This is a genomic window from Exiguobacterium sp. s142 (assembly GCF_018618455.1).
Taxonomy (GTDB): domain Bacteria; phylum Bacillota; class Bacilli; order Exiguobacteriales; family Exiguobacteriaceae; genus Exiguobacterium; species Exiguobacterium aurantiacum_A.
In genome coordinates this window covers 1-21,435 of the sequence record NZ_JACSMB010000024.1, presented here as the reverse complement: position 1 = coordinate 21,435, position 21,435 = coordinate 1, and the positions used below count along the sequence as shown (strand labels likewise).

Sequence of the window (21,435 nt, the reverse complement as noted above, 5' to 3'; positions counted from 1 at the left end):
AGGTCTGTCTCCGCGGAGACAGACCTGTTATCGTTTAGGCGGACAACGCCTCACGGCGCAGCTGAACGAACACATCGACGAACGCCGCGTCCCATTGGGTGCCACGCCCGCTCTCTAAAATCGACAGCGCCTTCTCGACAGGCATCCCTTGCCGATACGGACGGTCTGACGTCATCGCGTCGTAGGCGTCAGCGATCGCCATGATGCGGCCGAAGAGCGGGATAGCTTCACCGGACAATCCGTCTGGATAGCCGTTCCCGTCGATTCGTTCATGGTGTGACCGTACACCCGCCATGAGCGGCTGAAGTGAGACCGGCAACGTGATCTGATTCAAAATATGAATCCCGATTGTCGGATGCTCTTGAATTTGGGCGAACTCGTGGTCTGTCAGTTTTCCTTCTTTCAACAAAACGTCGTCACGAATCCCAATCTTCCCGATATCATGAAGCAACGCCGATTTGCGGAGTAGCTCAATCTGCGCCTGCGGCCAACCTAACGCACATGCCAGTTCGACAGAATAGGCGGCAACCCGTTCCGAATGGCCAGCCGTGTAGGAATCACGGGCGTCGAGCGTAGCCGCGAACAAGACGAACAAGCTGTTCAGCAGTTGATCGTTTTCTTCCTCACGTTCATTGACGTTCTTCACCATCTGATTGAATCCGTTCACCAGCTGCGAAAACTCATCAGCGTACGGGTTGTCGATCGGTTTCAGCTCGCCGGCATCGAGCTGTTCGATCCCTTGTGTCAACGTGGCAAGCGGACGCTTGATGTTGTCGTATAGGAGCAGGCTACTGAACGTCGCGACACCGACGATCACGACCAAGATCAACCCGGCCCAACGCCAATATGCGTCGACTTGCTCGACGGTCGACAGTTGGACGCCCGAAGCGAGAATGAACAACATGACCGGAAACACCCCGATGACGAGCATACTGATCAAAAGCTTCGTCCGGACGCTAATTGACTGGTACGACGCCTGGAGCGGTGTATCGTACAGTTGCTCACTTTGATCTTGTAAATGAAGCAACAACGGCTCGACCGACCGATACGTCAAGAAAAACTCGATGAGCGCATGTAAAATCGCGATCAATACCGCCCCAAAAGCCGCCATTCCAATCAAACGGTACGGCAAATTGATCCAGTTTTGTTGAATCGCCAATGCGGTCAAGCTCATGGCCGGCACTGAAAGACCAAATAAATGAGGTCCTAGTATGCGCTTCACCGTCAACGTCGGAAAGTGACTCGTCTGATCGAACGCCTGTTGAAGCGCTTCGTAACTAGGCGCCTCACTTCGAAAGACATTCCGAATCGGCCGGATGTGACGCCGATATATCAGTAATTCGAGACTGATCATGACCATACCTGACACCGCCATGATGGCAAATAAAGATATCACTTCAGCACGGGACAGTTCGAGCGTTTGGAAGATGAACAGACCCCCGACACCGAACACCGCGATCCCTGAACCGATGATATAATTCATAATTAACGTATTTTGAAAGCGTTCAAACACTTTGACCCCTCCTATTCTTCACCGACTTCTCTCATTCTGTTTATCGACCAAAAATCACCCTTTTTCACAACACAAAAAACGAGCCTCTCACTAGAGAGACTCGCTCAGTTCACTGATTATGGACGACGTGGACCTTCGTTGTCGTCGGGTGAACGGTTATCTTCTGGCGTGATGTTTTCATGGAACGGGTTCGGTTCTGGACCGTCCACGTTCGTCACATCCGTTGTCCGATTCGTTTCACGTTTCAACTCTTGGTTCGTTTGATCCGCTTCACGTTTCGACTGATCGATACCTTGCTTCGCCTGTCGCTTCGCAGCTTCGGCTTCTTGATTCATTTGTGCTTTCTCTTGTTCGAGACCTTCTTTCGATACTTCCGTCTCGTCGATGCTCTTCTCAGCTTTTTTCAAGTAGCGAGCTGCTGTTTCACGTCCACCGAGACCGAAGGCAAGGCCGAACGCAAGGGCGACAGCACCTAGGATAAGCAGGAACGCCGTATTGACGATCATCGGTGCGATGCCGAGCTGACTGATGGCCATGAAGAAGGCGATCCCGAGAATCGCATACTTCGCGACGTGGCGTAGTACGCTCGGTTGACCTGACGCATCGACGAGCACGCTGCCGACGAGACGCTCTGCCATATTGGCGAGCCAGAAACCGACCGCCAAGACGATGATGGCTGCAATGACCATCGGCAAGTAAGCAAAGATTGCAGTTGCGAGCGAGGCCATGAAGTCGAGGTTAGCGACTTGCAGGGCTTCCGACACGAACAACAAGATGATGATGATTTGAACGATCGTACCGATTACTTGAGCAATCGACGTCGATGATGTCGAACGTCCACCGAGACCCATCTTGCTTGCGAGCGAGTTGACGCCCAAATTCTCAAGAAGTGATACGACCACCCCTTTGAGCCATTTGGCAACGAACACACCAGCGAGAATCAAGACGATTGCGACGATGATGTTCGGGATCATGGCCAAGACGTTGTTCAACATGGAGATGGCAGGGTCTGAGATGCCTCGAATGTCGAGTGCCTCAAGTGCTGAGATTGTGACCGGGATCATGATCAAGATGAAGACGACCGTACCGACCGCTTTCGCCAGGCTTGACCCTTTCACGTAATCTGCCAAGTGAAGTTTCTCGGCAAACTTGTTGAGTCCTGCCGCTTCCAAGAACTTCGTCAAAATATCGCGGACAATTTTCGCGACGATATAACCGATCGCAAAGATGAGTGCCGCTGCGACGAGTTTCGGAATGAAGGCGAGGAAGCTGTTCAACAAGTCTTCAAACGGTCCACTGATGCCTCGGAGACCGAGCGCGTCAAGGACGGCAGGAAGTGCTAGCAACAACACCAAGTAGAAGACGATGTTTGCGACCGTGTCGACCCATTTCGTCTGGTTGACACTTGTCGACTCCTGACCTGTCTTCTCCATCAACTTGCTCAAGTTGAGGCGATGACCAGCCATTTGAATCGCTTTTTTCAAGAGCGTCGCGATGATCCAGGCGACGAGTAGAATGAGACCTGCTTTGACGACTCCGGTAATTAAACCTGAGAAGCCTTCGTAGATTTGGCTAAACGGCTGCGTGATCGCTGGCACGTTCATAAATTCGAAGATGATTAAGAATGCGAGAAGCAATACTCCAAAGAAGACGACTTTCGCGATGATCCGTTCAGGTGTCCACCGCTTTTCTTCTCTTCCAGGTTTACCCGGCTCCCCTTCTTGCTTGACACCAACACGATCGTCGAGGCGTGCTTTACGCAGCGCTTTACGCGTCACGTTTTCCAGAACTTTCGCCACAGTAAAACCGACGACAAGGACAAGCAGTGCAAGCAAGAGCTCTGGCAACCAAGACATGAACGTGTTGAAATTATACGTTGTATCGTTCATCCGACATCTTCCTCCAATCTCTTTTTAAAATGATTATTATTTCATACGACTCTCTGTATAAATACCAACATTTTCATCTACCTAAACATAGACAATTCGCATCCTTGAATAAATATTAACTGGAAAAATGATTTTTTAGGAAAATTTTACCTCAATAAACAAGGCGTGTCTTTCTAGTTCAAATATGATACGAATTAAGAAGAAGTATTTTTAAGGAGGAGTCAAGATGAACATCGCTCTGATTGCCCATGATAAGAAAAAAGATGATTTAATCGTACTCGTCAAAGCCTATTCTCACGTACTAGAGAAACATCATTTGTTTGCGACGGGGACGACCGGAAAACGTGTCGCCGAAGCGACGGGACTTCCGGTCCATTGCTTTAAGTCGGGACCGCTCGGTGGTGACCAAGAAATCGGCGCCTCGGTCGCCCGTGGAGAGATGGATATGGTCATCTTCTTCCGTGACCCGTTGACCGCCCAGCCCCACGAGCCGGACGTGAGTGCATTGATGCGCCTCTGTGACGTCTACTCGATTCCGCTCGCCACAAACATGGGTGGAAGTGAAATCTTGATTCGCAGCATCGAACAAGGCGACTTTGAATCGCTCAAACTTTCCCATAACGACGAACCGCCTGTATGACCAATTTATATAGAAGAGAGGAATTGTCCTGAACCCACATGTATCGAACGACCCGACCGTACAGCAATTTTACGAACAAGTGCGAACACATCTGTCTGAACTGTTAGACGACAACTCAACAGCGGAGCGCTTGCTCAACAGTTTGGCCGGGTATATTCAACAAGCAGAAAGAAGCGGTCAATCCCTCGACGGCCTGACGAGTCAAGACCCACGCGCCTATGCAATGTTCTTGATCGAAAAACCAAAAACGAACGACGAGTATCGTCGTCGTTACCGCTCCATCATCGAGCAGTCGGGCGAACTTAAAATGCATGAGAAGGTACAGGCGAACCGTGAGTTCGACTGGGCCGTCGAGCGATTGAACGAGACGCAGCTCGAACTCCAAGACATCGAAAAGCGTGACGTCTCGTTTCTCGCCTACACAAAAATCGAGGCGATCAAATCGTCTCGCCGCATTTGGAACCAGTTCGGCTGGTTACTCGGCATGGTGCTCGCGTTCGCTTACGCCAACCTGTTGCTCGTCATGGACGACTTGTTCAGTCTACGGCTGTTCAGTGCACCGACGACCTCGTATCCGCTCGATTACTTCGCCTTCGTGCTGCCGGTCTTACTGACCGGTGCCGTCTTCGGCTTACTGACGCGCTTCCGTCACCACTTTCAGACAATTGGACGCCGCGTCTTGTTCGCACTGCTCATCATTCTCGTGTATGTCGGCTTCGTGATCCTGATCCAACCGCTCCTGTTCACGCTCGGATGGTCGTTTTTGATTCAATTGACGCCCATCTACGCGTTAGTGTTGTTAGCAATCAGCGGCTTCATGGCGCTGTGGACACTCGCCGAGTTTGTCTGGAAGAGCACGCGTTGCCATCTCGGGAACGATACGATGACCATTTATTATTAATGACGCCAGTCTCAGGTGAGATGGCGTTTTTTGTTTGAACATTCGCCAGAACGGAAATTACTAATACCGTGACGTCAATTTAATCGTAAGACGAGATGATAAAGGGGGCAGACCATGTCAGACCGCAAAATGATCGGGTTATTTCATAGCGAGCAAGAAGTGATGGACAAAGTGAATGAACTCAAAAAGGCCGGGGAAGCGGAGAAAAATATGCATGTCGTAGCCAAGCGGGACGGGGAAATTTCCGCATTGCGCGATCACACCGATGTGAACGCCGAGGCTGGGATTCGAGATGTCAATTGGTTAGACCGCGTCAAAGCATTCCTGCACGGCAGCGACCGGATTCGCGATGAGCTGCGTAATATGGGTCTTAGCGATGCCGAGGCAGAGGAATACTATTCAGCCATCGACGACGGCAAACTGTTGCTTTACGTTGATAAACATTCGTACGAGCGCTATCCGAATATGTATAAAAAAGACAGTGAACTCGACCACGATCAAGGGGAAAAGGCAGACGGGATTGCATTCGATGCCAAACCGTTCAATGATCATGATGAAAAACCACGCGGTACGAAAGAAGATCCGATTGTACGGGGACATTCCGGCTTAGAGGACCATCGCCGATTATAAGGAGGAGACAACCATGAGTGAGAAACGATTTATTAGCATGTACGACACGCAAGAATCGGCTCTAGGAAAGATTGAGGAGCTACGCGCCAAAGGATACAAAGACTCAGACATTTACGTCGTCGCCAAACATGAGGACAGCGTCTCGATTTTGCGCCGTAAAACGGACGTGCACACCGAGGCCTCACACGATACAGGTTGGTTCGACAAAGTCCGTTCGTTCTTGAGCGGCCACGAAGACGTTCACGCCGGGCTCCGCAACATGGGACTAAGCGAAGAAGAAGTCAATCGCCATTACAGCGACGTCGAGGCCGGCAAGATTTTGATCTATGTCGATGAAGACTATGAACGCCGTCACAATGAAAGTTTGACAATCGATTCGGCGCCTTACAACGAGTCGAAGCACGATACAGGCCATCAAGGACATCATACCGCTGACGGTTTGGAAGTTGACTCGAAGCCGTTCAACGAATCCGCACCAGACAACCCGAACCGGGCCGTCGATCAAGAACAAGACACGCTTGATGAAAAATCCAAACTGAACGATAAAGAAGCGAAACTTCGCGGGCTCGATGACCGAGCGTTACGCAACGATGTTGAAGATCCAGACAACATTCGCCGCTTTTAATGGACAGAAAAGAGGAACCTGACACATGACGTCAGGTTCCTCTTTTTTTACGTCAATCGATTTTTTGGTTCTTTCCCTTCAAGTACGTTGACGATGGCTTCTCGGTTGAGCGCCATCATCGAGAGGCGCGTCTTGATCGTGGCGCTGCCGATATGCGGGAGCGTCGTGACGTTCGGAAGCGTCAAGAGCGGATGGTCCATCGCCACCGGTTCTTTCGCGAACACGTCGAGCCCCGCTGCCCAAATCTTGTTTGCTTTCAATGCCTCGTACAGTGCCGACTCATCAATGATCTCGCCGCGGGCGACGTTGATGAAGACGGCCGTGTCTTTCATTTTGGCGAACTGTTCGGTGCCGATCATGCCGCGCGTCTGTTCGGTGAGCGGTGCGAGCACGACGACGAAATCCGACTGCTCGAGCAAGTCATCGAGTTCGGCGTAGACGAATCCGTACATCGACTCCGATTCATGACGACGCGTCCGATTATGGTACAAGACGTCCATGTCAAAACCGCGGGCCCGCCGTGCGACCGCCTCGCCGATGCGTCCCATCCCGATAATCCCGAGCTTCGCCTGATGCAGGTCCATCCCGACGTAGCCCATCGGTGTCCACGATTTCCATTCCCCCGCCCGCAAGTCACGTTCTGCTTCTCCGAGCCGGCGCCCGGTCATCATCATGAGTCCGAACGCGAGGTCCGCTGTCGTCTCGGTCAAAACGTCCGGCGTGTTCGTCACGACGATGCCGTGCTGTTTTGCCGCTTCGATGTCGATGTTGTTATAACCGACGGCCAAGTTCGAGATGACTGCGAGGTCAGGCGCCTGTTCGATCAACTCGCGGTCGATCGTGTCGCTGAGCATCGTCCATAGCGCATGAGCCGATGCTGCTTCTTTCAACAAGACGTCACGCGGTACGCTCACCGCCTCTTCGTCCCACATGCGGACGTCATACTTGTCTCGCAGCGGCTCCACTGCTTCTTCTGGCAGACGTCGTGTGATGTAAATTCGTTTCTTCATATCCATTCCCCCTGTTCTCTCTCATCGTAACAAACTTCGAATCACGATTTGTCTTTCGACATCGGATTCTCTTTTATGAACTGATCGAACAATGAACTAAAGTCACTGTTGAGCAGTTGCTCGATCGTCTTCGAAGAATCCATCGCATTGCGATACGCGACTTCATTGATGGCAAGGCCGATTGCCCAGGTGATCCCGGATGCCACTGTCGCATTGATCACGCTCGCCGCCGCGTTCGCACCCGGGAAGAACTTCATGACGTTCAACAACAGCGTCTTCGAAAGCGTCCGTCCGATTTGCGGGATGATCGTGCTGCCAATCAACGTTTTCAACATATCATCGCTCGCTTTGACGCCCCAATAACGGAACAAGTGGACGCTCATCGTCACTTGGATCGGTGTCAACGCGATGGCATCCGCGAACGGGAGTGGCACGGCAGCGGCAGTCCCAGCACTCGCGACATAGCCCGAGATGATCCGGTTCGCCTTCTTACGTTTCAGCTTGAGCATCGCTTCGCTCTCCGCATGAATCTCCATGAGCAATCCTTCTTGAAGTGACTGGTCGAGCTGGTCGACCGACCATGTGACGAGACGTTCCCAGTCAAGGTGGTCCCGAAGTTCAGCATCGTTCAATAACTCACCGGCGACACTTACCTGAAAAATTGCGTCTTCCGGTACGACTCCAGCCAATTCGTTTCGCAGCGCCGTCAATTCATCCATGTCGACTTGATCGATTTGCGTCAATAAGACTGCGACCGAAGTGACGTCGTTCAACTGTTTGATCAGCGTCCGATCGAGCGGTGTGACCCGTTTCATCGAGGCGTTGATAGCGTACCAGACGAGGTGCATCTGCTCGGCCGCAGGTTTTGTCTGTGCCCGTTCGACAAAGCCGATGACTTCGTCGGCATACGCCTGTTGGCGCTCACTTCCGATCTCATACCCTTCACTATCATAGAGGACAATCGCGATGTCATCACTCATGAACTGGTGGATTCCACGCGTCACCGGCTCGCCGGCCGCCACTTTCGTCAAATCGCGACCGAACACATGGTTGACGACCGAGCTCTTCCCAGAACCGGTCGCACCGGCGATTAAAATGTTCGGCTTCTTGACTTCGCCTCGCAGACGACCCAACTCTTCTTTCAAATCGTACGTATCTAAATTAAATGGCGCTTTTTTCTCCATATGACTTCCTCCTCATTGATTGAGCGTACGCCCAAGCTGCTTCATCTCGTTCTCGAATCCACGTTGCACGTCCTGAACAATCGCTTCCCTGACCGTCTCATACTGTTGGTCGATGGCTTTTTTGATGCCCCGCTCCGCTGTCCGGCGCTTGAACGCCCAGTAAATGAAATGAATACCCGGAATCATCCCGAGCACCATCTTTCGAATCGTCCGCTTAAATGAATAATCAAAGCCGAGTTCGACCCGGCGCGTCTTGAAGCCGACGTCCGCTTGTTTGCCGACGAGCGGATAGCGCTCCATCAGTTGAATGTAATGACGGACCCCCTGCGCCATCGCTTCTTCTGTCGTGAGCGCGGCCTGTTCGAGCGTGCTCTCCAAATCTTTTTCGATTTGACGCGCTTTCCAGCTGATCATCGCTTGCGGGGTGATCATCCGAATTTTTTCAGCCAAACGGTAACTCCGGTCGCGCCACGCTTCGAGCTCGTCCAATAAATGCCGGGTCAAGTTGAGCGGTAATTTCCGCTCGACATCCTGCCAGAGGTTCGTTCGGTTCCGCTGCCAGACCGCCTCATAACCGAGCGTCGGTACGACTTGTCCGCTCAGCAGCTTTTTCTCGACACTGTTCACCCGGATCATGGCGTCACGATTGATGCCAAGTTCTCGCATCAAGACGTCTTCCATCGCCTCGGCTTTCTCCACGTTCATCGCGCTGTCCGGATTATAGTTCGTCAAGATGATGGTGACGTTGCTCTCTTTCGCGTAAAGTGGCTTCAAAATCGACTCGAGCTCATACGTTTCGACACGACCTGAGTTGATCGACAGCAAATAATAAATCGTGTGGAACCAGTCAGCGATGTCGAGTGCCCCTTCCCGCTTATTGACGACGGCGATGACCGCTTCATGCCATTCTTCAGACCGGTCGGCTTCAAGTCCCCACGTATCAAAAAAGCGGAACAAGATCCCGCGTTCAAGATCGTAATACTCGTATTCGTGCAGGCCTTCTGCCGTCACCGGGCTGCCCGCCCGTGACTCGGCCACGTCACGTCCGTAAATATAGTTCAAGAAGGCGCTCTTGCCGACGCCTGTTTTTCCCGCGATCAATATGTTCGAGACAAGCCCCGTGTTGTCCATATGGTTCCCCCTGCAGTCGTTGTATAATACCATTATACTAAACGGCCGCTTTTGAAACGTCCGACGGAAGGATGAGACGCATGCTTCACCACGTAGAGCTCTATGTTTCTGACCTGAACAAAAGTTTAATCGCTTGGGACTGGCTCCTCACAGAGCTTGGGTATACGGTATACCAACAATGGGAACACGGAAAAAGTTATCGTCATGGTGAGACGTACCTCGTCTTCGTTCAAACCGAACCGGCATATCTCGAACCCTCGTACCATCGGAAGCGAACAGGACTGAACCACCTCGCCTTTCACGCTGAATCGGTGGAGCAACTCGAATCTTTTCGCAGCCGCTTGTCCCGTTACGGCTTCAATGAGCTGTACGCCGACCGTTTTCCGTATGCGGGCGGTCCGAACTACGTCGCGCTCTATTTCGAAGACCCGGATCGCATCAAAGTCGAACTCGTGGCGACGATGTGAACGGATACAAATCCCCTTATCGAAAGTTTGTGAAAACAATTGCAAACTTTTTTAAGACCTCCTAGACTTAAGTTGTCTAAAGGAGGTCTTATTCAAATGGAAAAACAAGTTATCGATTATATGGAAGAAGCCGCCCATAAAAAAGCGACGCTCCTTCATCACTCGTTCGGTCAATACGCACTTCGCTCGCTCGTCGCCGGTTTTTTGATCGGGATCGGAGTCGTCTTCGCATTTACGGTCGGAAACATGTTCATCGACGTACCAGGGACGATGCTGTTTGCCGGCATGAGTTTCTCGGTCGCACTCGTCTTCATCGTCTGGATGGGCGGAGAGCTGTTCACGAGCAACACGATGTACTTGTATACCGGTGCGAAGCGTGGACGTGTCGCATGGAGCGATCTTGTCAAAGTGTGGGGCATCAGCTGGATCGGCAACTTGGTCGGCGCGCTGTTGCTCACGATCCTCGTCATCGGCGCCCACAGCATGGGTGACATGAATAGTGACCACTTGCTCGCAGTCGTAGCTGCTAAAAAGATGGGCGGTGACGCACTCGCCATTTTCTTAAAAGGAATTCTTTGTAACGTACTCGTCTGTATCGCCATTTTCATGCCGCTCAAGACGCAAAACGACGTCGCCAAAATCATGTTGACGATGCTCCCGGTCGTCGTCTTTTTCGCCGCCGGTTTCGAGCACTCGATCGCCAACATGGGTATCTTCGGGCTGGCCCTCTATTATGTGCCGTCTGAAGCCATCAACATCGGGCTCGCACTCTATAATCTACTGTTTGCCACACTCGGTAATATCGTCGGGGGCGCCTTGTTCGTCGCCGGCACGTACCTCCATTTGAACGCAAAACCTGGGACGGCGAACGTGGAAACGCTCCGCCAGAACGCATAAAAAGACAGGGGCCCCGATGCAGGGCCCCTGTTGTTGCGTAAATGATTATTTTGACGAATCGGCAGCGGCGATTTGAACCGCACCTTCTGCGACTTCGTCCTCGTCGACGTCCCAACATTCCGTGTTCTCGATGCCGAGCTTACGGGCCGAGAAGCGTGGGTTGAGACCTTGGGCTCGTTGCTCTTCGTAGTCACGAAGTACTTTGAAGGCAACACCGCCGAGAAGCGAGATGGCGACCAAGTTGATGAGTGTCATACCGGCCATGAACAAGTCGGCGAGACTCCAAACGAAGCCAAGGCTCGCGACCGAACCGAGGAAGACAAAGCCCATTGTGAGAAGGCGGAAACCGAAGACAGCGCCTTTGCTCTTCTTGATGAACTCGATGTTCGTCTCACCGTAGTAGTAGCTACCGACGATCGAACTGAATGCGAACAAGAGGACACTGACGGCGATGAAGCCAGGTGCCCAAGCACCGATTTGCTCAGCCAACGCGTTTTGAAGGAGTGCGATCCCTTCACCGTTACCAGCCGCGTAGCTGTCCGAAAGGAGGACGATAGCCGCTGTCGCCGTACAGACGATCAACGTATCCAAGAACACACCGAGCGTCTGCATGAAACCTTGTTTCGCCGGGTGTGACACTTCTGCTGCCGCTGCTGCGTTCGGTGCCGAACCCATACCAGCTTCGTTCGAGAAGAGACCACGACGGACACCCATCATGATAGCCGCACCGACCGAACCGCCAAACGCTTGCTCGATTCCGAACGCGCTCTTGAAGATCATGCCGAGGACGGCTGGCATTTCTGTGATGTTCACGACGACGACATAAAGAGCGACGATCAAGTAAAGGACAGCCATGATCGGTACGACGATTGCCGAGAAGTTCGCGACACGTCGGACGCCACCGAAGATGACGAGACCCGTCAAGACGACGAGGATAGCGCCACCGACTGCAGCTTCGAGACCGAACGCGTTATCAAACGCTGCTGCGATCGTGTTCGATTGTACCGAGTTGAAGATAAGACCGAACGTGAATGCGATCAATACTGCAAAGATGATACCAAGGACGCGGTTGTTGAGCCCTTTTTCAATGTAGTAAGCTGGACCGCCGCGGTATGCGACGTCGTCTTTTACTTTATACACTTGAGCGAGCGTGCTCTCGATCATCGCGGTAGCGCCACCGACGAGGGCGACGATCCACATCCAGAACACTGCTCCCGGTCCACCGAGTGTGATCGCGACCGTGACCCCTGCCAAGTTACCAGTTCCGATTCGCGTTGCCGCTCCGATGAAGAACGACTTCGCCGAGCTGATGCTCTTACTATCTGTGGCATCTGATTTTTCTGTGACGACACGGAACATCTCTTTTAAGTAGCGGAACTGCATAAACCTTGTCTTGACCGTAAAGTAAATCCCGGCCCCAATCAATCCGACGATAAGCACGTACGACCATAAGATGTTGTTTAAAAAGTCGACGCTTCCTTGTAACAAGTTTTGTACAGCTTCCATGAATAAGTTCCTCCCTGTTGTGGAAATCTAAGTTGAAGATTTTTTATGATGTCTTAGTTCTGAATTATACAAAGATTCTGACAATTAGCAACAATTTTTTTATAGGTGAGTTCACAAAAAATTCACATGACACACGACAAAAAGACTGAAAAACCGACACTTAAAGCGCTTACATACTATTTTGGAAGAATGAATAAATCATCATTTTTATTTCGTTATTTGATTTAAGGTTTCACTTTTTTTAAAGAAGCTTCATCTGCATGACTTCAACGATCGCCATTTCATTGACGCGTCGTCTGATTGACCCCAACAAAAAAACAGTCGCTCGCATGAGCAACTGCTTGGTTTATACGCCGGTCCGTTTCTTCTGGTTGTTCGGCTTTTTCGTCAACTGGTTCGTCAACGGTTTTTGCTTCGTCCCACGAAGTCCTGTCGGCACTTTCGTTTCGTTCTGTTTCTTCTCGGCGAGTTTTTGCTTCATTGCCTCTTGGAAACTCAATTTCTTTTCACTCATATTATTCACCTCCAGCTTCGATCACTTTTACCCGACCGACCTGTCCATCGTTTAAGCGTACTTTAATGCCGTGCGGGTGACTTGGCGAGTTCGTCAAAATGTCTTTGACGACGCCTTTCGTCAACTTCCCGCTCCGCTGATCTTGTTTCAGGACGATCTGGACGTGGAGTCCTGGGCGAATGTCCGCGCGTTTCTTACCATCCATACCCGACACCCCTTTCCGTATAGTCAACCTCTATCATATGCTCTTTTCCCGCATTTGTCACAGTCTATTCAAACGGACCGAGCTGACCAAGCGTTTTCGTCAAATAACTTTGATCGGTCGCAAACGTCGTCTCGCCTTGTCCCCACGCGATTGAGACATCGACCCGTCCCCTGTTGAACGCAATCCTTAAAATCGTCCGGCCGCTCTCATTTTGAAGTTGGGCCTTACCACTCAATTGCTCATACACCTCGGTAAGGTCTCGTCCAAACGAGACATAGTCAGCTGTCCGGACCATTTCTGCGTCTCGAGCGAGGACGAGTTTTAGCGTCGTACGATTAGCCTCAGCAATGATGAATCGAACCGTGACGTCGTCGTTCCCGAGTTCGATCTGATGCATACTGATCCCCTCCTAAAAGACACCTCCCGAATGGAAGGTGTCTCGTCATTATAAGCGATATAACCGGGCTTCAAACGGCTTCAGCATGAACGTGTCTTGCTCGATCGGTTCCGGGTCCACCTCATTCGTCAAGACGAGTGTCGCCTCGTCAAGACCAGGCAGCGTCGTCTCGGCCGGATTCGCCGTCAAGTTGACGAGCACATAAAAGCATTGTTGCTCGAACTTGCGCTCATACGCGAATACTTGCAGATGTTCCGGCAAGAGATCACGGTAACTTCCATACGTGAACGTCTCCTCGGCTCGGCGTAGACGGATCATCGCCTTGTAGAACGACAGAATCGAGTTCACGTCTTTAGACTGTGCTTCCACGTTCAACGTCTCATATTCGGCATGGATCGGCATCCACGGGGTGGCTGACGAGAAGCCGCCGTGCGGCGAGGCGTCCCATTGCAACGGCGTCCGGACGTTGTCGCGCGACGTCCCCCAAACGTGTTGCATCGAGTCGATTTCACTCATCCCGTTCGCGATCCGTTCGAAGTACTCGTTCTTTGTCGCGACGTCATCGTAGTCGTGAATCGATGGCAACGGCACGTTCTTCATACCGATTTCTTGCCCTTGATAGATGAACGGCGTCCCGTGCATGAAGAAGTACATCATCCCGAGCGCGGTCGCACTCTCACGCCAATAGTGGTTCTCATCCCCGACGAGCGAGACGGCACGCACCATGTCATGGTTCTCGATATAGAGGGCGTTCCACCCTGTTTCAAGCAACCCTTGTTGCCACTTGTCAAAAATACGCTTCAGTTCGACGACGTCAAGCGGGGCGAGCCGGGACTTGCGCATAATATCGACGTGGTCGAAATGGAACGCCATGTTCATCGCCCCGTTTCCAGGTCCCATCCACAGGTCGGCCGCTTTCGGCTCGATCCCGTTCGTCTCCCCGACCGTCATGATATCGTACTTGGCGAACGTCTCTCGCTTCATCTCTTGGAGGTACTCGTGGATCCCCTCGATATTTGAATACATCGAGAACGCCGTGACGTGACGTTTGCCATCCGGGGAAGGCAACATCGTCTCGGTCGGCATCTTTTTAATGTGGCTGATCGCATCGACCCGGAACCCATCGATTCCTTTATCGAGCCACCAGTTGATCATATCGTAGACCGCACCGCGCACTTCTTCATTCTCCCAATTCAAGTCAGGCTGTTTTTTAGAGAACACGTGAAGGTAGTGCTGCTCGGTCGCCGCGTCATATTCCCAGGCCGAGCCGCCGAAAATGCTGGCCCAGTTGTTCGGTGGCTCGTCTTCTGATCCGTCTCGCCATATATACCAATCCCGCTTCGGGTTGTCTTTCGAACTTTTCGATTCGACGAACCATGGATGTTCGTCTGACGTATGGTTGACGACGAGGTCTAGCAATAGCTTCATCCCTCGCGCGTGGACCGCGCTCAGCAACGCATCGAAATCTTCCATCGTCCCGAACTCTTCCATAATGTCTTCGTAATCGCTGATGTCATAGCCGTTGTCATCGTTCGGTGATTTGTACATCGGACAGAGCCAGATCACATCGATGCCGAGGTCTTCCAAGTAATCAAGCTTTTCGATAATGCCACGGAGGTCGCCGATGCCGTCCCCGTTCGAATCTTTGAAACTGCGTGGGTATATTTGATAGGCGATGGCTTCTTTCCACCATGCCCGGGCGATGCCTTGCTTCTCACTTTGTCTGAACGCCGTCTCCATACGCCAAATTCCTCCTAAGCCTACGATTAGTATCAATGAAGGTACATACCACTGTTTGGGTAAATCTAATCTTACAATATCATTAGTGCAAGCGTTTGCAAAGAAGTACAAATAAAAATGCAGTCTTAGAGACTACATTTGTTCAACCGTCGTCACTTGTTCACAGAACGTACCGATCGCGTCGGCTAATCGACCGCGATCATGGTCCATCGTCGCCACATGGTACGATTGCTTCAAAACGATACGCTGCTTCGGCGCCTGAATCTTGTCATACAACCACATCGAATCTTCCGGCGGGACGACGTGGTCGACAGCGGAATGGATGACGCACGTCGGAACTTCTACGTCCGACACACGAGGCCGAACTTCCTCGATCAAAGCGAGCAATTCGCGAATGGCCGACGTCGGTACTTTGTCGTAGACGATCTCATACACGTCATTTGCCTTGATATCCGGCTCGTCCTCGTCGATGAAGCGACAGACGTCGTCAGCCGCATGACACGCGTAGCCCGGTACAGACAACGCCGCGTTGATCGTGATGACGGCGTCGGCAAGGCCAGCGAGCGCGGCTTTCAAGGCGAGCGTCCCGCCCATCGATTGTCCGACGACGATGACGTGGCGACATCGCTCGCGCAAGAAGCGGATACCTGCTTCCATGCTCTCATACCAGCACTTGCTCGTCGAACATCTAAAGTCCTCGGGGTCGGTCCCGTGCCCCGTCAAGCGAGGGGCATACACCGTGAAGCCTTTTTCCATCAAGTCGATCCCGACATCGCGCACGCTTTGTGGCGTCCCATTAAAACCGTGACATAATAATATCCCGGTTTGATTCCCTTCATAATAAAACGTCCCCGCTCCCGGGATGACCGGATAAGTAGTCGTCGTCATTCGTTTCCTCCCTATCAATTCACAGTTAACCGATACACTTAATTTGTATTAATGAATTGTAAGAGTTCATGGCCTTGTCGTCAACCTAAAAGGGAAAATCCATAAACTCATTACCTTGTCATCAAAATGTAATATGAACTTCGTGAAAAGAAGATTGAGTTCTGACGTCTGCTTGGTTATGTTTAACATGTAGTTGCAAAGTTGGTAAATGATAGTCAAATACACCAATCGATGGAGTCGTAACGAGCCATTTTCATAGACACCAGTCGAATAATGTAAGCGCTATCATTTCTCGTATTGACTAGGAGGGGGCTAAACGCTCAACAAGTGACCAAACGAATTGGGAAATCGTATCGGCCATCTACATACCAAAGGGAGACTACAACATGGGGAAACCAAAAGCACGTTCACTCAAACAAATGACCGGCCTCGCTTTATCAGCCGGACTGATCGTCAGCAGCATGACGCCAATCGCGGCAAACGTACAAGCCGAAACGTTGAACGCAGCAGACTTATTCATCTCGGAGTATATTGAAGGCTCAAGCAACAACAAAGCGATTGAATTGTTCAACGGAACCGATTCAGCCATCGACCTCTCTGCCTACAAGCTCGAACTGTATTCAAACGGCGGGACGGCTCCTGGCACGACGCTCAACTTGACGGGGACCCTCCAACCGGGTGGCACGTATGTCATCGTCAACGGCAGTGCGAGTGAAGCGCTCAAGGCAAAATCAAATGCGACAAGCGGCGTGACTAATTTTAACGGTGATGACACGCTCGTCTTGAAAAAAGGTGACACTGTGCTCGACGTCTTCGGTCAAATCGGTGTCGACCCGGGCACAAAATGGGGAACAAGCGTCGCGACCGCTGACCAAACGTTGGTTCGAAAAGACACAGTCACGACAGGTGACGTGAATGGTAGTGATGCGTTCGAACCCGCTACGGAATGGAATGCTCTCCCGATCGATACGTTCACGAACCTCGGGTCGCACACGTTCCAAGGTGTCGTATACGGCGATGGCGGAACGGTAGAACCACCGGCACCGGTCACTCCGATTTCAATCAGTGATGCCCGCACGAAGGCAGAAGGTGAAACGGTCACGATCAAAGGCGTCGTTACGGCCAAACTTGCGAACACGATCTCGATTCAAGACGCGACAGGCGGCCTCTCGGTCCGTCCGACATCACTCGCGGTCAACGTCGGCGATGAAGTCGTCGTCACAGGTGCAATCGGTTCATACCGTGAGCTCCTTCAATTAAACAACGCCGTCGTCGTCTCGAAACAAACGGCGAGCGTTCCTGCTCCACAAGTGTTGACGGGCGAGCAGATCAATGAGGACGTCGAGTCTGAACTCGTGACGGTGAAGAACGTCACGCTCTCGGGTAGCGGTCAGAACTTGACGGCGACAGACGGAACGAAGGAATTTGTCGTCCGTGACGAACGCGGCATTCTCGATTTGCAGACGGGCATCAACTATTCGTCGATTACAGGAATCGTCCAACAGTTCGACAACACGTATCAAATCATCCCGCGTGACGTGTCGGACACAGTCATTGACCCATCTGTCCTCCGTCCGGCGACAGCGAAGCCAGGTGCAGGAACGTTCGTCGGGCCACAAGATGTGACGCTCTCGACGACGACTGCGGGCGCTGAAATCTATTACACGCTCGATGGGTCAGACCCGAAAGTGAACGGGACGCGTTATACAGGTCCAGTCCGTGTCGAAGAGACGAAGACGCTCAAAGTCGCCGTCAAGTCAGGCGATGCGTTCAGCGCCGTGACAACGTACGACTATAAGATCACGGACAAGATCCGCATCCACGACATCCAAGGCGCGAGCCACACGTCACCGCTGAACGGCCAAACGGTCGAAGGCGTCGAAGGAATCGTCACGTACACGTTCGTCTCGATGGGTACGACTTATTACTACATTCAAACACCGGACATGGAAGCCGACCAAGACGCACGCACGTCAGAAGGCATCATCCTGTACGGCGGACGTTCGATCGCCGGCATTCAAGTCGGAGACCTCGTCAACGTGAAAGGTGTCGTCAGCGAGTATGCGATCGAAGGCTATAGCGATCGCCAACGGACAGATATGTTGATGACACAAATCGATACACGCAACGGACAAGTCGATGTCGTGAAGAGTGGCGTCACACTCCCGACGCCAGTGAAGATTGACGAGTCGAACTTGCCGACCGAGTTTATCGACAGTGACGCCCTCGCCGTCTTCAATCCAGACAAAGACGCCATCGATTTCTGGGAAAGCTTAGAAGGGATGCGTGTCGAGACCGCTAACCTCAAGTCAGTATCGCCGCAACAAAACGGTGACCTCGTGACCGTACTCGAAAGCACGCCTACCGAGACGTTCAACGGAGGAATCCTTTTGAAGAAAGATGACGCAAACCCGGAACGGATCCAGTTCCGTCTCGAACCGAACGCAGAAGCGCGTGAGTTCGATGTCGCGACCGGTGACCGTTTCAACGGACCAATCGTCGGTGTCGTCGGTTATTCATATGGCAACTACAAAATTCAAGCAGGTCTCGATGAGATGAAAGCTGCCTTCGTCAAAGGTGATGCTAAGCGTGAGACGACATTCATCGAGGCAGAAGAAGACAAGTTGACGATCGCTTCTTACAACCTCGAGAACTTCTCGAACAACGTGAAGGAGACGTCGGACGAGAAGGCACTCAAACTGGCGAAAGCGTTCGTCGAAGAGTTGAACAGTCCGGACATCATCGGCGTGACCGAAGTTCAAGACAACAACGGGCAAAGCACAGGAGATGCTGCAGCTGACCAAAGCTATCAGCGCTTGATTGACAACATCGTCGCCGTCGGCGGCAAGACGTACAAGTACGTCAACATCGATCCTGAGAACAATAAAGACGGCGGTGCACCGAACGCCAACATTCGTGTCGGCTTCTTGTATAACCCGGAGCGCGTCTCGCTCACAGAGGGCATCCCTGCCGGTGACGCGACGACGGCTGTCGGCTACGAGAACGGGAAATTGACGCATAACCCGGGCCGGATCGAGCCACTCGACCCAGCCTTCAACAGCTCACGCAAGCCGCTCGCAGCCCAGTTCGACTTCCAAGGCGAGAACGTCGTCGTCATCGCCAACCATTGGAACTCAAAAGGTGGCGATACTGGTTTCTTCGGTTCACAGCAACCGGTCGTCCTCGGCAGTGAAGTGCAACGGAAAAAAATCGCACAACTCGTCCACAACTTCGTAGCGGACGTGAAAGCCGATAACCCGGATGCGAACGTCGTCGCCCTCGGTGACTTCAACGACTTCGAGTTTTCGGACGCGCTTCAAATCTTCAAAGGTGACTTGATGACGAACATGGTCGAGAAAGTCCCTGCCGTCGATCGTTACTCTTACGTCTACCAAGGCAACTCGCAAGTGCTCGATCACATCCTCGTGTCGAACCGTTTGGCCGCTACGACCGAGATCGATATGATTCACGTCAACGCCGACTTCACAGAGATGTCAGGTCGGGCCAGTGACCACGATCCGGTCCTCGCGCAAATCGATCTCACGCCAACACCGGAAGTACCAGAAGTAGAAGTGAAGCGGTACACAGTCGAGAACAATAAGGCTGCCCGTCTTGTCCTTCAAGACGACTTCATCGGTGTGACGATTGGCAAAGGCACGAACTTCAAGAACGGTATCCTCGTTCGCGGTGTATACACTGAGTTAACAGGTGATCCACTCAAAAACGTCGTCGTTCAAGTGAAACCAGAAGAAGCCGGTGCCATCATCGACTTCAAAGGTGCAACCGTCAAAGAAGTGATCGTCGACGGAACGAACCTTGCGGAAATCCGTGGTGCCGAAAATGTGAAAAAAATCAGCTATACAAAAGGCGCTTCTGCTAAAACAGTAGTCGTCACGAAATAAAGAACCTGACCGCAGACACTTCGTCTGCGGTTTTTTGCGTTTTCAATCTCAAAATTCGGGGATTAAGTAGAAGATGCTGATTATCGGAGGATGACGTCATGGAGATGCACAACGGGAACTTATATTGGCCGATCACGGAATCGGAACAGATTGTCTTACAAAAGCCGGTCCAAAAACAACAGTACGACGTCCTCGTCATCGGAGCTGGCATGTCCGGCACGTTGACGGCCTACACACTGCACAAGGAAGGCGTCGATTTCGCCGTTCTCGATAAAGGAAAAGTCGGAGCCGGAAGTACGGCGGCGAACACTGGGCTCATCCAATATTCAAACGACATCATGTTACATGAACTCGCCGATCAAATCGGAGAGACCGATGCCGTGCGTTTCTATAACTTATGCTTGGAGGCGGTCGATGCGCTCGACGAGGTCGCACAAACCGTCGACGCAAAAGACGTCTACATACGACGGGACAGCCTCTGCTTCGCGAGCGAGGAGGCAGATGTCTCCAAATTGAAACGCGAGTATGAGATGCTCACCAAGCATGGGTTTGACGCCGAATGGCTTGACCGTGAAGCGCTTGCCGAACGGTTTCCGTTCGACAAGTCTGCGGCATTGATCACGAAAGGTGACGCCGAAGTCAACCCGCTCACGCTCAGCCGCCAAGTCGTTCGCCACCTATCGATGAACGACGTTCCGATTTTTGAGGAGACGAGCGTGACGGAAGTCGTTCCTGACGGTGACGGCTGGCTCGTGTTGACGCCTGAAACAACGTTCAAGGCTAAGCATGTCATCTTTGCGACCGGTTACGGGAAGGCCCCGTTGCTCGACACCCATCGCATCGAGCTCAACCGTTCTTACGCCATCGCGACGAACCCGATCAAGGATTTCAAGGATTGGGACGGCCAGGCGCTCATTTGGGAGACGAAACGCCCTTATCTCTATTTACGGACGACGGTCGATGGCCGGATCATCGCCGGTGGCCTCGACGAGGAAAAGCCGGAAACGCCTCATAGTGAGGCGCTCATCCGTAATCGGGCCGAGCGGATTCGAGAAGAAGTCGAAGCGCTATTCCCAATGTACGATTTGACAGTCGAATACGCTTGGGCAGCTCTGTTCGGTGAATCGATCGACCACCTGCCCTTCATCGGGGAACACCCGGACCGGAAAAACCTGTTCTACCTGCTCGGGTATGGCGGCAACGGTACGGTTTACAGCATGTTAGGTTCTAAAATCTTGAGTGATTTAGTGCGCGGCATCGACAATTCGGATGCCCGGCTCGTACGATTAGATCGGACGCGTTAATCCCTGAACTGAACCCCGAATGATGGACACTTGAAAAAGTGCCTCACTCGGGGTTTTTCGTGTGCGTACGAATCGCTATAATGAACCTATTC

19 protein-coding genes are annotated in these 21,435 nt (G+C 52.1%); 8 read left to right on the top strand and 11 right to left on the bottom strand.

The window, feature by feature from the left end; translation table 11 throughout:
- Positions 1-34: 34 nt before the first annotated feature.
- Both KNP77_RS14760 and KNP77_RS14755 read right to left on the bottom strand, forming a co-directional pair.
- A complete protein-coding gene (locus KNP77_RS14760) occupies positions 35-1,513 on the bottom strand; it encodes an HD domain-containing phosphohydrolase (protein WP_214891516.1) in 1,479 nt (492 codons plus the stop codon).
- Positions 1,514-1,629: 116 nt separating this feature from the next.
- Positions 1,630-3,402, bottom strand: coding sequence for a mechanosensitive ion channel (locus KNP77_RS14755; protein WP_131508070.1), 1,773 nt, complete (start codon positions 3,400-3,402; stop codon positions 1,630-1,632).
- Between the two features lie 226 nt (positions 3,403-3,628).
- Here KNP77_RS14755 and KNP77_RS14750 point away from each other — a divergent pair, with 226 nt between their 5' ends.
- From KNP77_RS14750 to KNP77_RS14735, 4 genes are all read left to right on the top strand, one after another.
- Complete coding sequence (locus KNP77_RS14750) at positions 3,629-4,042, top strand: methylglyoxal synthase (RefSeq protein WP_214891514.1); 414 nt, start codon at positions 3,629-3,631, stop codon at positions 4,040-4,042.
- Between the two features lie 79 nt (positions 4,043-4,121).
- A complete protein-coding gene (locus KNP77_RS14745) occupies positions 4,122-4,943 on the top strand; it encodes a hypothetical protein (RefSeq protein WP_214891512.1) in 822 nt (273 codons plus the stop codon).
- A 114-nt stretch (positions 4,944-5,057) separates the two neighbouring features.
- Entirely contained in the window at positions 5,058-5,573 is a 516-nt protein-coding gene (locus KNP77_RS14740) for a YflT domain-containing protein (RefSeq protein ID WP_131508066.1), read from the top strand.
- Between the two features lie 13 nt (positions 5,574-5,586).
- Positions 5,587-6,198 (top strand): YflT domain-containing protein, encoded by a 612-nt coding sequence (locus tag KNP77_RS14735; protein ID WP_214891510.1) that lies wholly within the window; start codon positions 5,587-5,589, stop codon positions 6,196-6,198.
- 47 nt (positions 6,199-6,245) lie between these two features.
- On the opposite strand, the gene KNP77_RS14730 is transcribed toward KNP77_RS14735, so the two are convergent.
- Genes KNP77_RS14730 through KNP77_RS14720 form a run of 3 tightly spaced genes read right to left on the bottom strand, consistent with a single transcriptional unit; the run spans position 6,246 to position 9,523 of the window.
- On the bottom strand, positions 6,246-7,208 hold the full coding sequence (locus KNP77_RS14730) for a 2-hydroxyacid dehydrogenase (RefSeq protein ID WP_131508061.1): 963 nt from the start codon (positions 7,206-7,208) through the stop codon (positions 6,246-6,248).
- 41 nt (positions 7,209-7,249) lie between these two features.
- The gene (locus KNP77_RS14725; RefSeq protein WP_070328051.1) at positions 7,250-8,392 is read right to left on the bottom strand and encodes a YcjF family protein; all 1,143 of its coding nucleotides are present in this window, start codon (positions 8,390-8,392) and stop codon (positions 7,250-7,252) included.
- A 12-nt stretch (positions 8,393-8,404) separates the two neighbouring features.
- Positions 8,405-9,523, bottom strand: coding sequence for a GTPase (locus KNP77_RS14720; RefSeq protein WP_214891508.1), 1,119 nt, complete (start codon positions 9,521-9,523; stop codon positions 8,405-8,407).
- Positions 9,524-9,603: 80 nt separating this feature from the next.
- Between KNP77_RS14720 and KNP77_RS14715 the strand changes: the two genes are divergently transcribed.
- Together KNP77_RS14715 and KNP77_RS14710 are read left to right on the top strand one after the other, a co-directional pair.
- Positions 9,604-9,990, top strand: a complete 387-nt coding sequence (locus tag KNP77_RS14715) for a VOC family protein (RefSeq protein ID WP_070328049.1) — start codon at positions 9,604-9,606, stop codon at positions 9,988-9,990.
- Between the two features lie 96 nt (positions 9,991-10,086).
- On the top strand, positions 10,087-10,887 hold the full coding sequence (locus KNP77_RS14710; protein ID WP_070328048.1) for a formate/nitrite transporter family protein: 801 nt from the start codon (positions 10,087-10,089) through the stop codon (positions 10,885-10,887).
- 45 nt (positions 10,888-10,932) lie between these two features.
- Here KNP77_RS14710 and KNP77_RS14705 read toward each other — a convergent pair whose 3' ends face one another.
- The 6 genes from KNP77_RS14705 to KNP77_RS14680 all read right to left on the bottom strand — a co-directional run bounded on the left by KNP77_RS14705 (position 10,933) and on the right by KNP77_RS14680 (position 16,137).
- On the bottom strand, positions 10,933-12,393 hold the full coding sequence (locus tag KNP77_RS14705; RefSeq protein ID WP_070328047.1) for an alanine/glycine:cation symporter family protein: 1,461 nt from the start codon (positions 12,391-12,393) through the stop codon (positions 10,933-10,935).
- 346 nt (positions 12,394-12,739) lie between these two features.
- Complete coding sequence (locus KNP77_RS14700) at positions 12,740-12,907, bottom strand: hypothetical protein (protein ID WP_016507944.1); 168 nt, start codon at positions 12,905-12,907, stop codon at positions 12,740-12,742.
- A 1-nt stretch (position 12,908) separates the two neighbouring features.
- Positions 12,909-13,112, bottom strand: coding sequence for a YwbE family protein (locus tag KNP77_RS14695; protein ID WP_016508010.1), 204 nt, complete (start codon positions 13,110-13,112; stop codon positions 12,909-12,911).
- A gap of 64 nt (positions 13,113-13,176) precedes the next feature.
- On the bottom strand, positions 13,177-13,509 hold the full coding sequence (locus KNP77_RS14690) for a hypothetical protein (protein ID WP_214891506.1): 333 nt from the start codon (positions 13,507-13,509) through the stop codon (positions 13,177-13,179).
- A gap of 48 nt (positions 13,510-13,557) precedes the next feature.
- The gene (locus KNP77_RS14685; RefSeq protein ID WP_214891524.1) at positions 13,558-15,213 is read right to left on the bottom strand and encodes a glycoside hydrolase family 13 protein; all 1,656 of its coding nucleotides are present in this window, start codon (positions 15,211-15,213) and stop codon (positions 13,558-13,560) included.
- 168 nt (positions 15,214-15,381) lie between these two features.
- Positions 15,382-16,137 (bottom strand): alpha/beta hydrolase, encoded by a 756-nt coding sequence (locus KNP77_RS14680; RefSeq protein WP_214891504.1) that lies wholly within the window; start codon positions 16,135-16,137, stop codon positions 15,382-15,384.
- Positions 16,138-16,523: 386 nt separating this feature from the next.
- Here KNP77_RS14680 and KNP77_RS14675 point away from each other — a divergent pair, with 386 nt between their 5' ends.
- Positions 16,524-20,039: a chitobiase/beta-hexosaminidase C-terminal domain-containing protein gene (locus tag KNP77_RS14675; protein WP_214891502.1), complete on the top strand. Its 3,516-nt coding sequence runs from the start codon at positions 16,524-16,526 to the stop codon at positions 20,037-20,039.
- Between the two features lie 98 nt (positions 20,040-20,137).
- Complete coding sequence (locus KNP77_RS14670) at positions 20,138-21,343, top strand: NAD(P)/FAD-dependent oxidoreductase (protein WP_214891500.1); 1,206 nt, start codon at positions 20,138-20,140, stop codon at positions 21,341-21,343.
- Positions 21,344-21,435: the final 92 nt, after the last annotated feature.

Coding starts and splice junctions, on each gene's coding strand:
- KNP77_RS14710 (WP_070328048.1), top strand. CDS start 10,087: ATGGAAAAACAAGTTATCGATTATATGGAAGAAGCCGCCCATAAAAAA.
- KNP77_RS14695 (WP_016508010.1), bottom strand. CDS start 13,112: ATGGATGGTAAGAAACGCGCGGACATTCGCCCAGGACTCCACGTCCAG.
- KNP77_RS14750 (WP_214891514.1), top strand. CDS start 3,629: ATGAACATCGCTCTGATTGCCCATGATAAGAAAAAAGATGATTTAATC.
- KNP77_RS14705 (WP_070328047.1), bottom strand. CDS start 12,393: ATGGAAGCTGTACAAAACTTGTTACAAGGAAGCGTCGACTTTTTAAAC.
- KNP77_RS14755 (WP_131508070.1), bottom strand. CDS start 3,402: ATGAACGATACAACGTATAATTTCAACACGTTCATGTCTTGGTTGCCA.
- KNP77_RS14690 (WP_214891506.1), bottom strand. CDS start 13,509: ATGCATCAGATCGAACTCGGGAACGACGACGTCACGGTTCGATTCATC.
- KNP77_RS14735 (WP_214891510.1), top strand. CDS start 5,587: ATGAGTGAGAAACGATTTATTAGCATGTACGACACGCAAGAATCGGCT.
- KNP77_RS14730 (WP_131508061.1), bottom strand. CDS start 7,208: ATGAAGAAACGAATTTACATCACACGACGTCTGCCAGAAGAAGCAGTG.
- KNP77_RS14670 (WP_214891500.1), top strand. CDS start 20,138: ATGGAGATGCACAACGGGAACTTATATTGGCCGATCACGGAATCGGAA.
- KNP77_RS14715 (WP_070328049.1), top strand. CDS start 9,604: ATGCTTCACCACGTAGAGCTCTATGTTTCTGACCTGAACAAAAGTTTA.
- KNP77_RS14740 (WP_131508066.1), top strand. CDS start 5,058: ATGTCAGACCGCAAAATGATCGGGTTATTTCATAGCGAGCAAGAAGTG.
- KNP77_RS14675 (WP_214891502.1), top strand. CDS start 16,524: ATGGGGAAACCAAAAGCACGTTCACTCAAACAAATGACCGGCCTCGCT.
- KNP77_RS14725 (WP_070328051.1), bottom strand. CDS start 8,392: ATGGAGAAAAAAGCGCCATTTAATTTAGATACGTACGATTTGAAAGAA.
- KNP77_RS14680 (WP_214891504.1), bottom strand. CDS start 16,137: ATGACGACGACTACTTATCCGGTCATCCCGGGAGCGGGGACGTTTTAT.
- KNP77_RS14700 (WP_016507944.1), bottom strand. CDS start 12,907: ATGAGTGAAAAGAAATTGAGTTTCCAAGAGGCAATGAAGCAAAAACTC.
- KNP77_RS14720 (WP_214891508.1), bottom strand. CDS start 9,523: ATGGACAACACGGGGCTTGTCTCGAACATATTGATCGCGGGAAAAACA.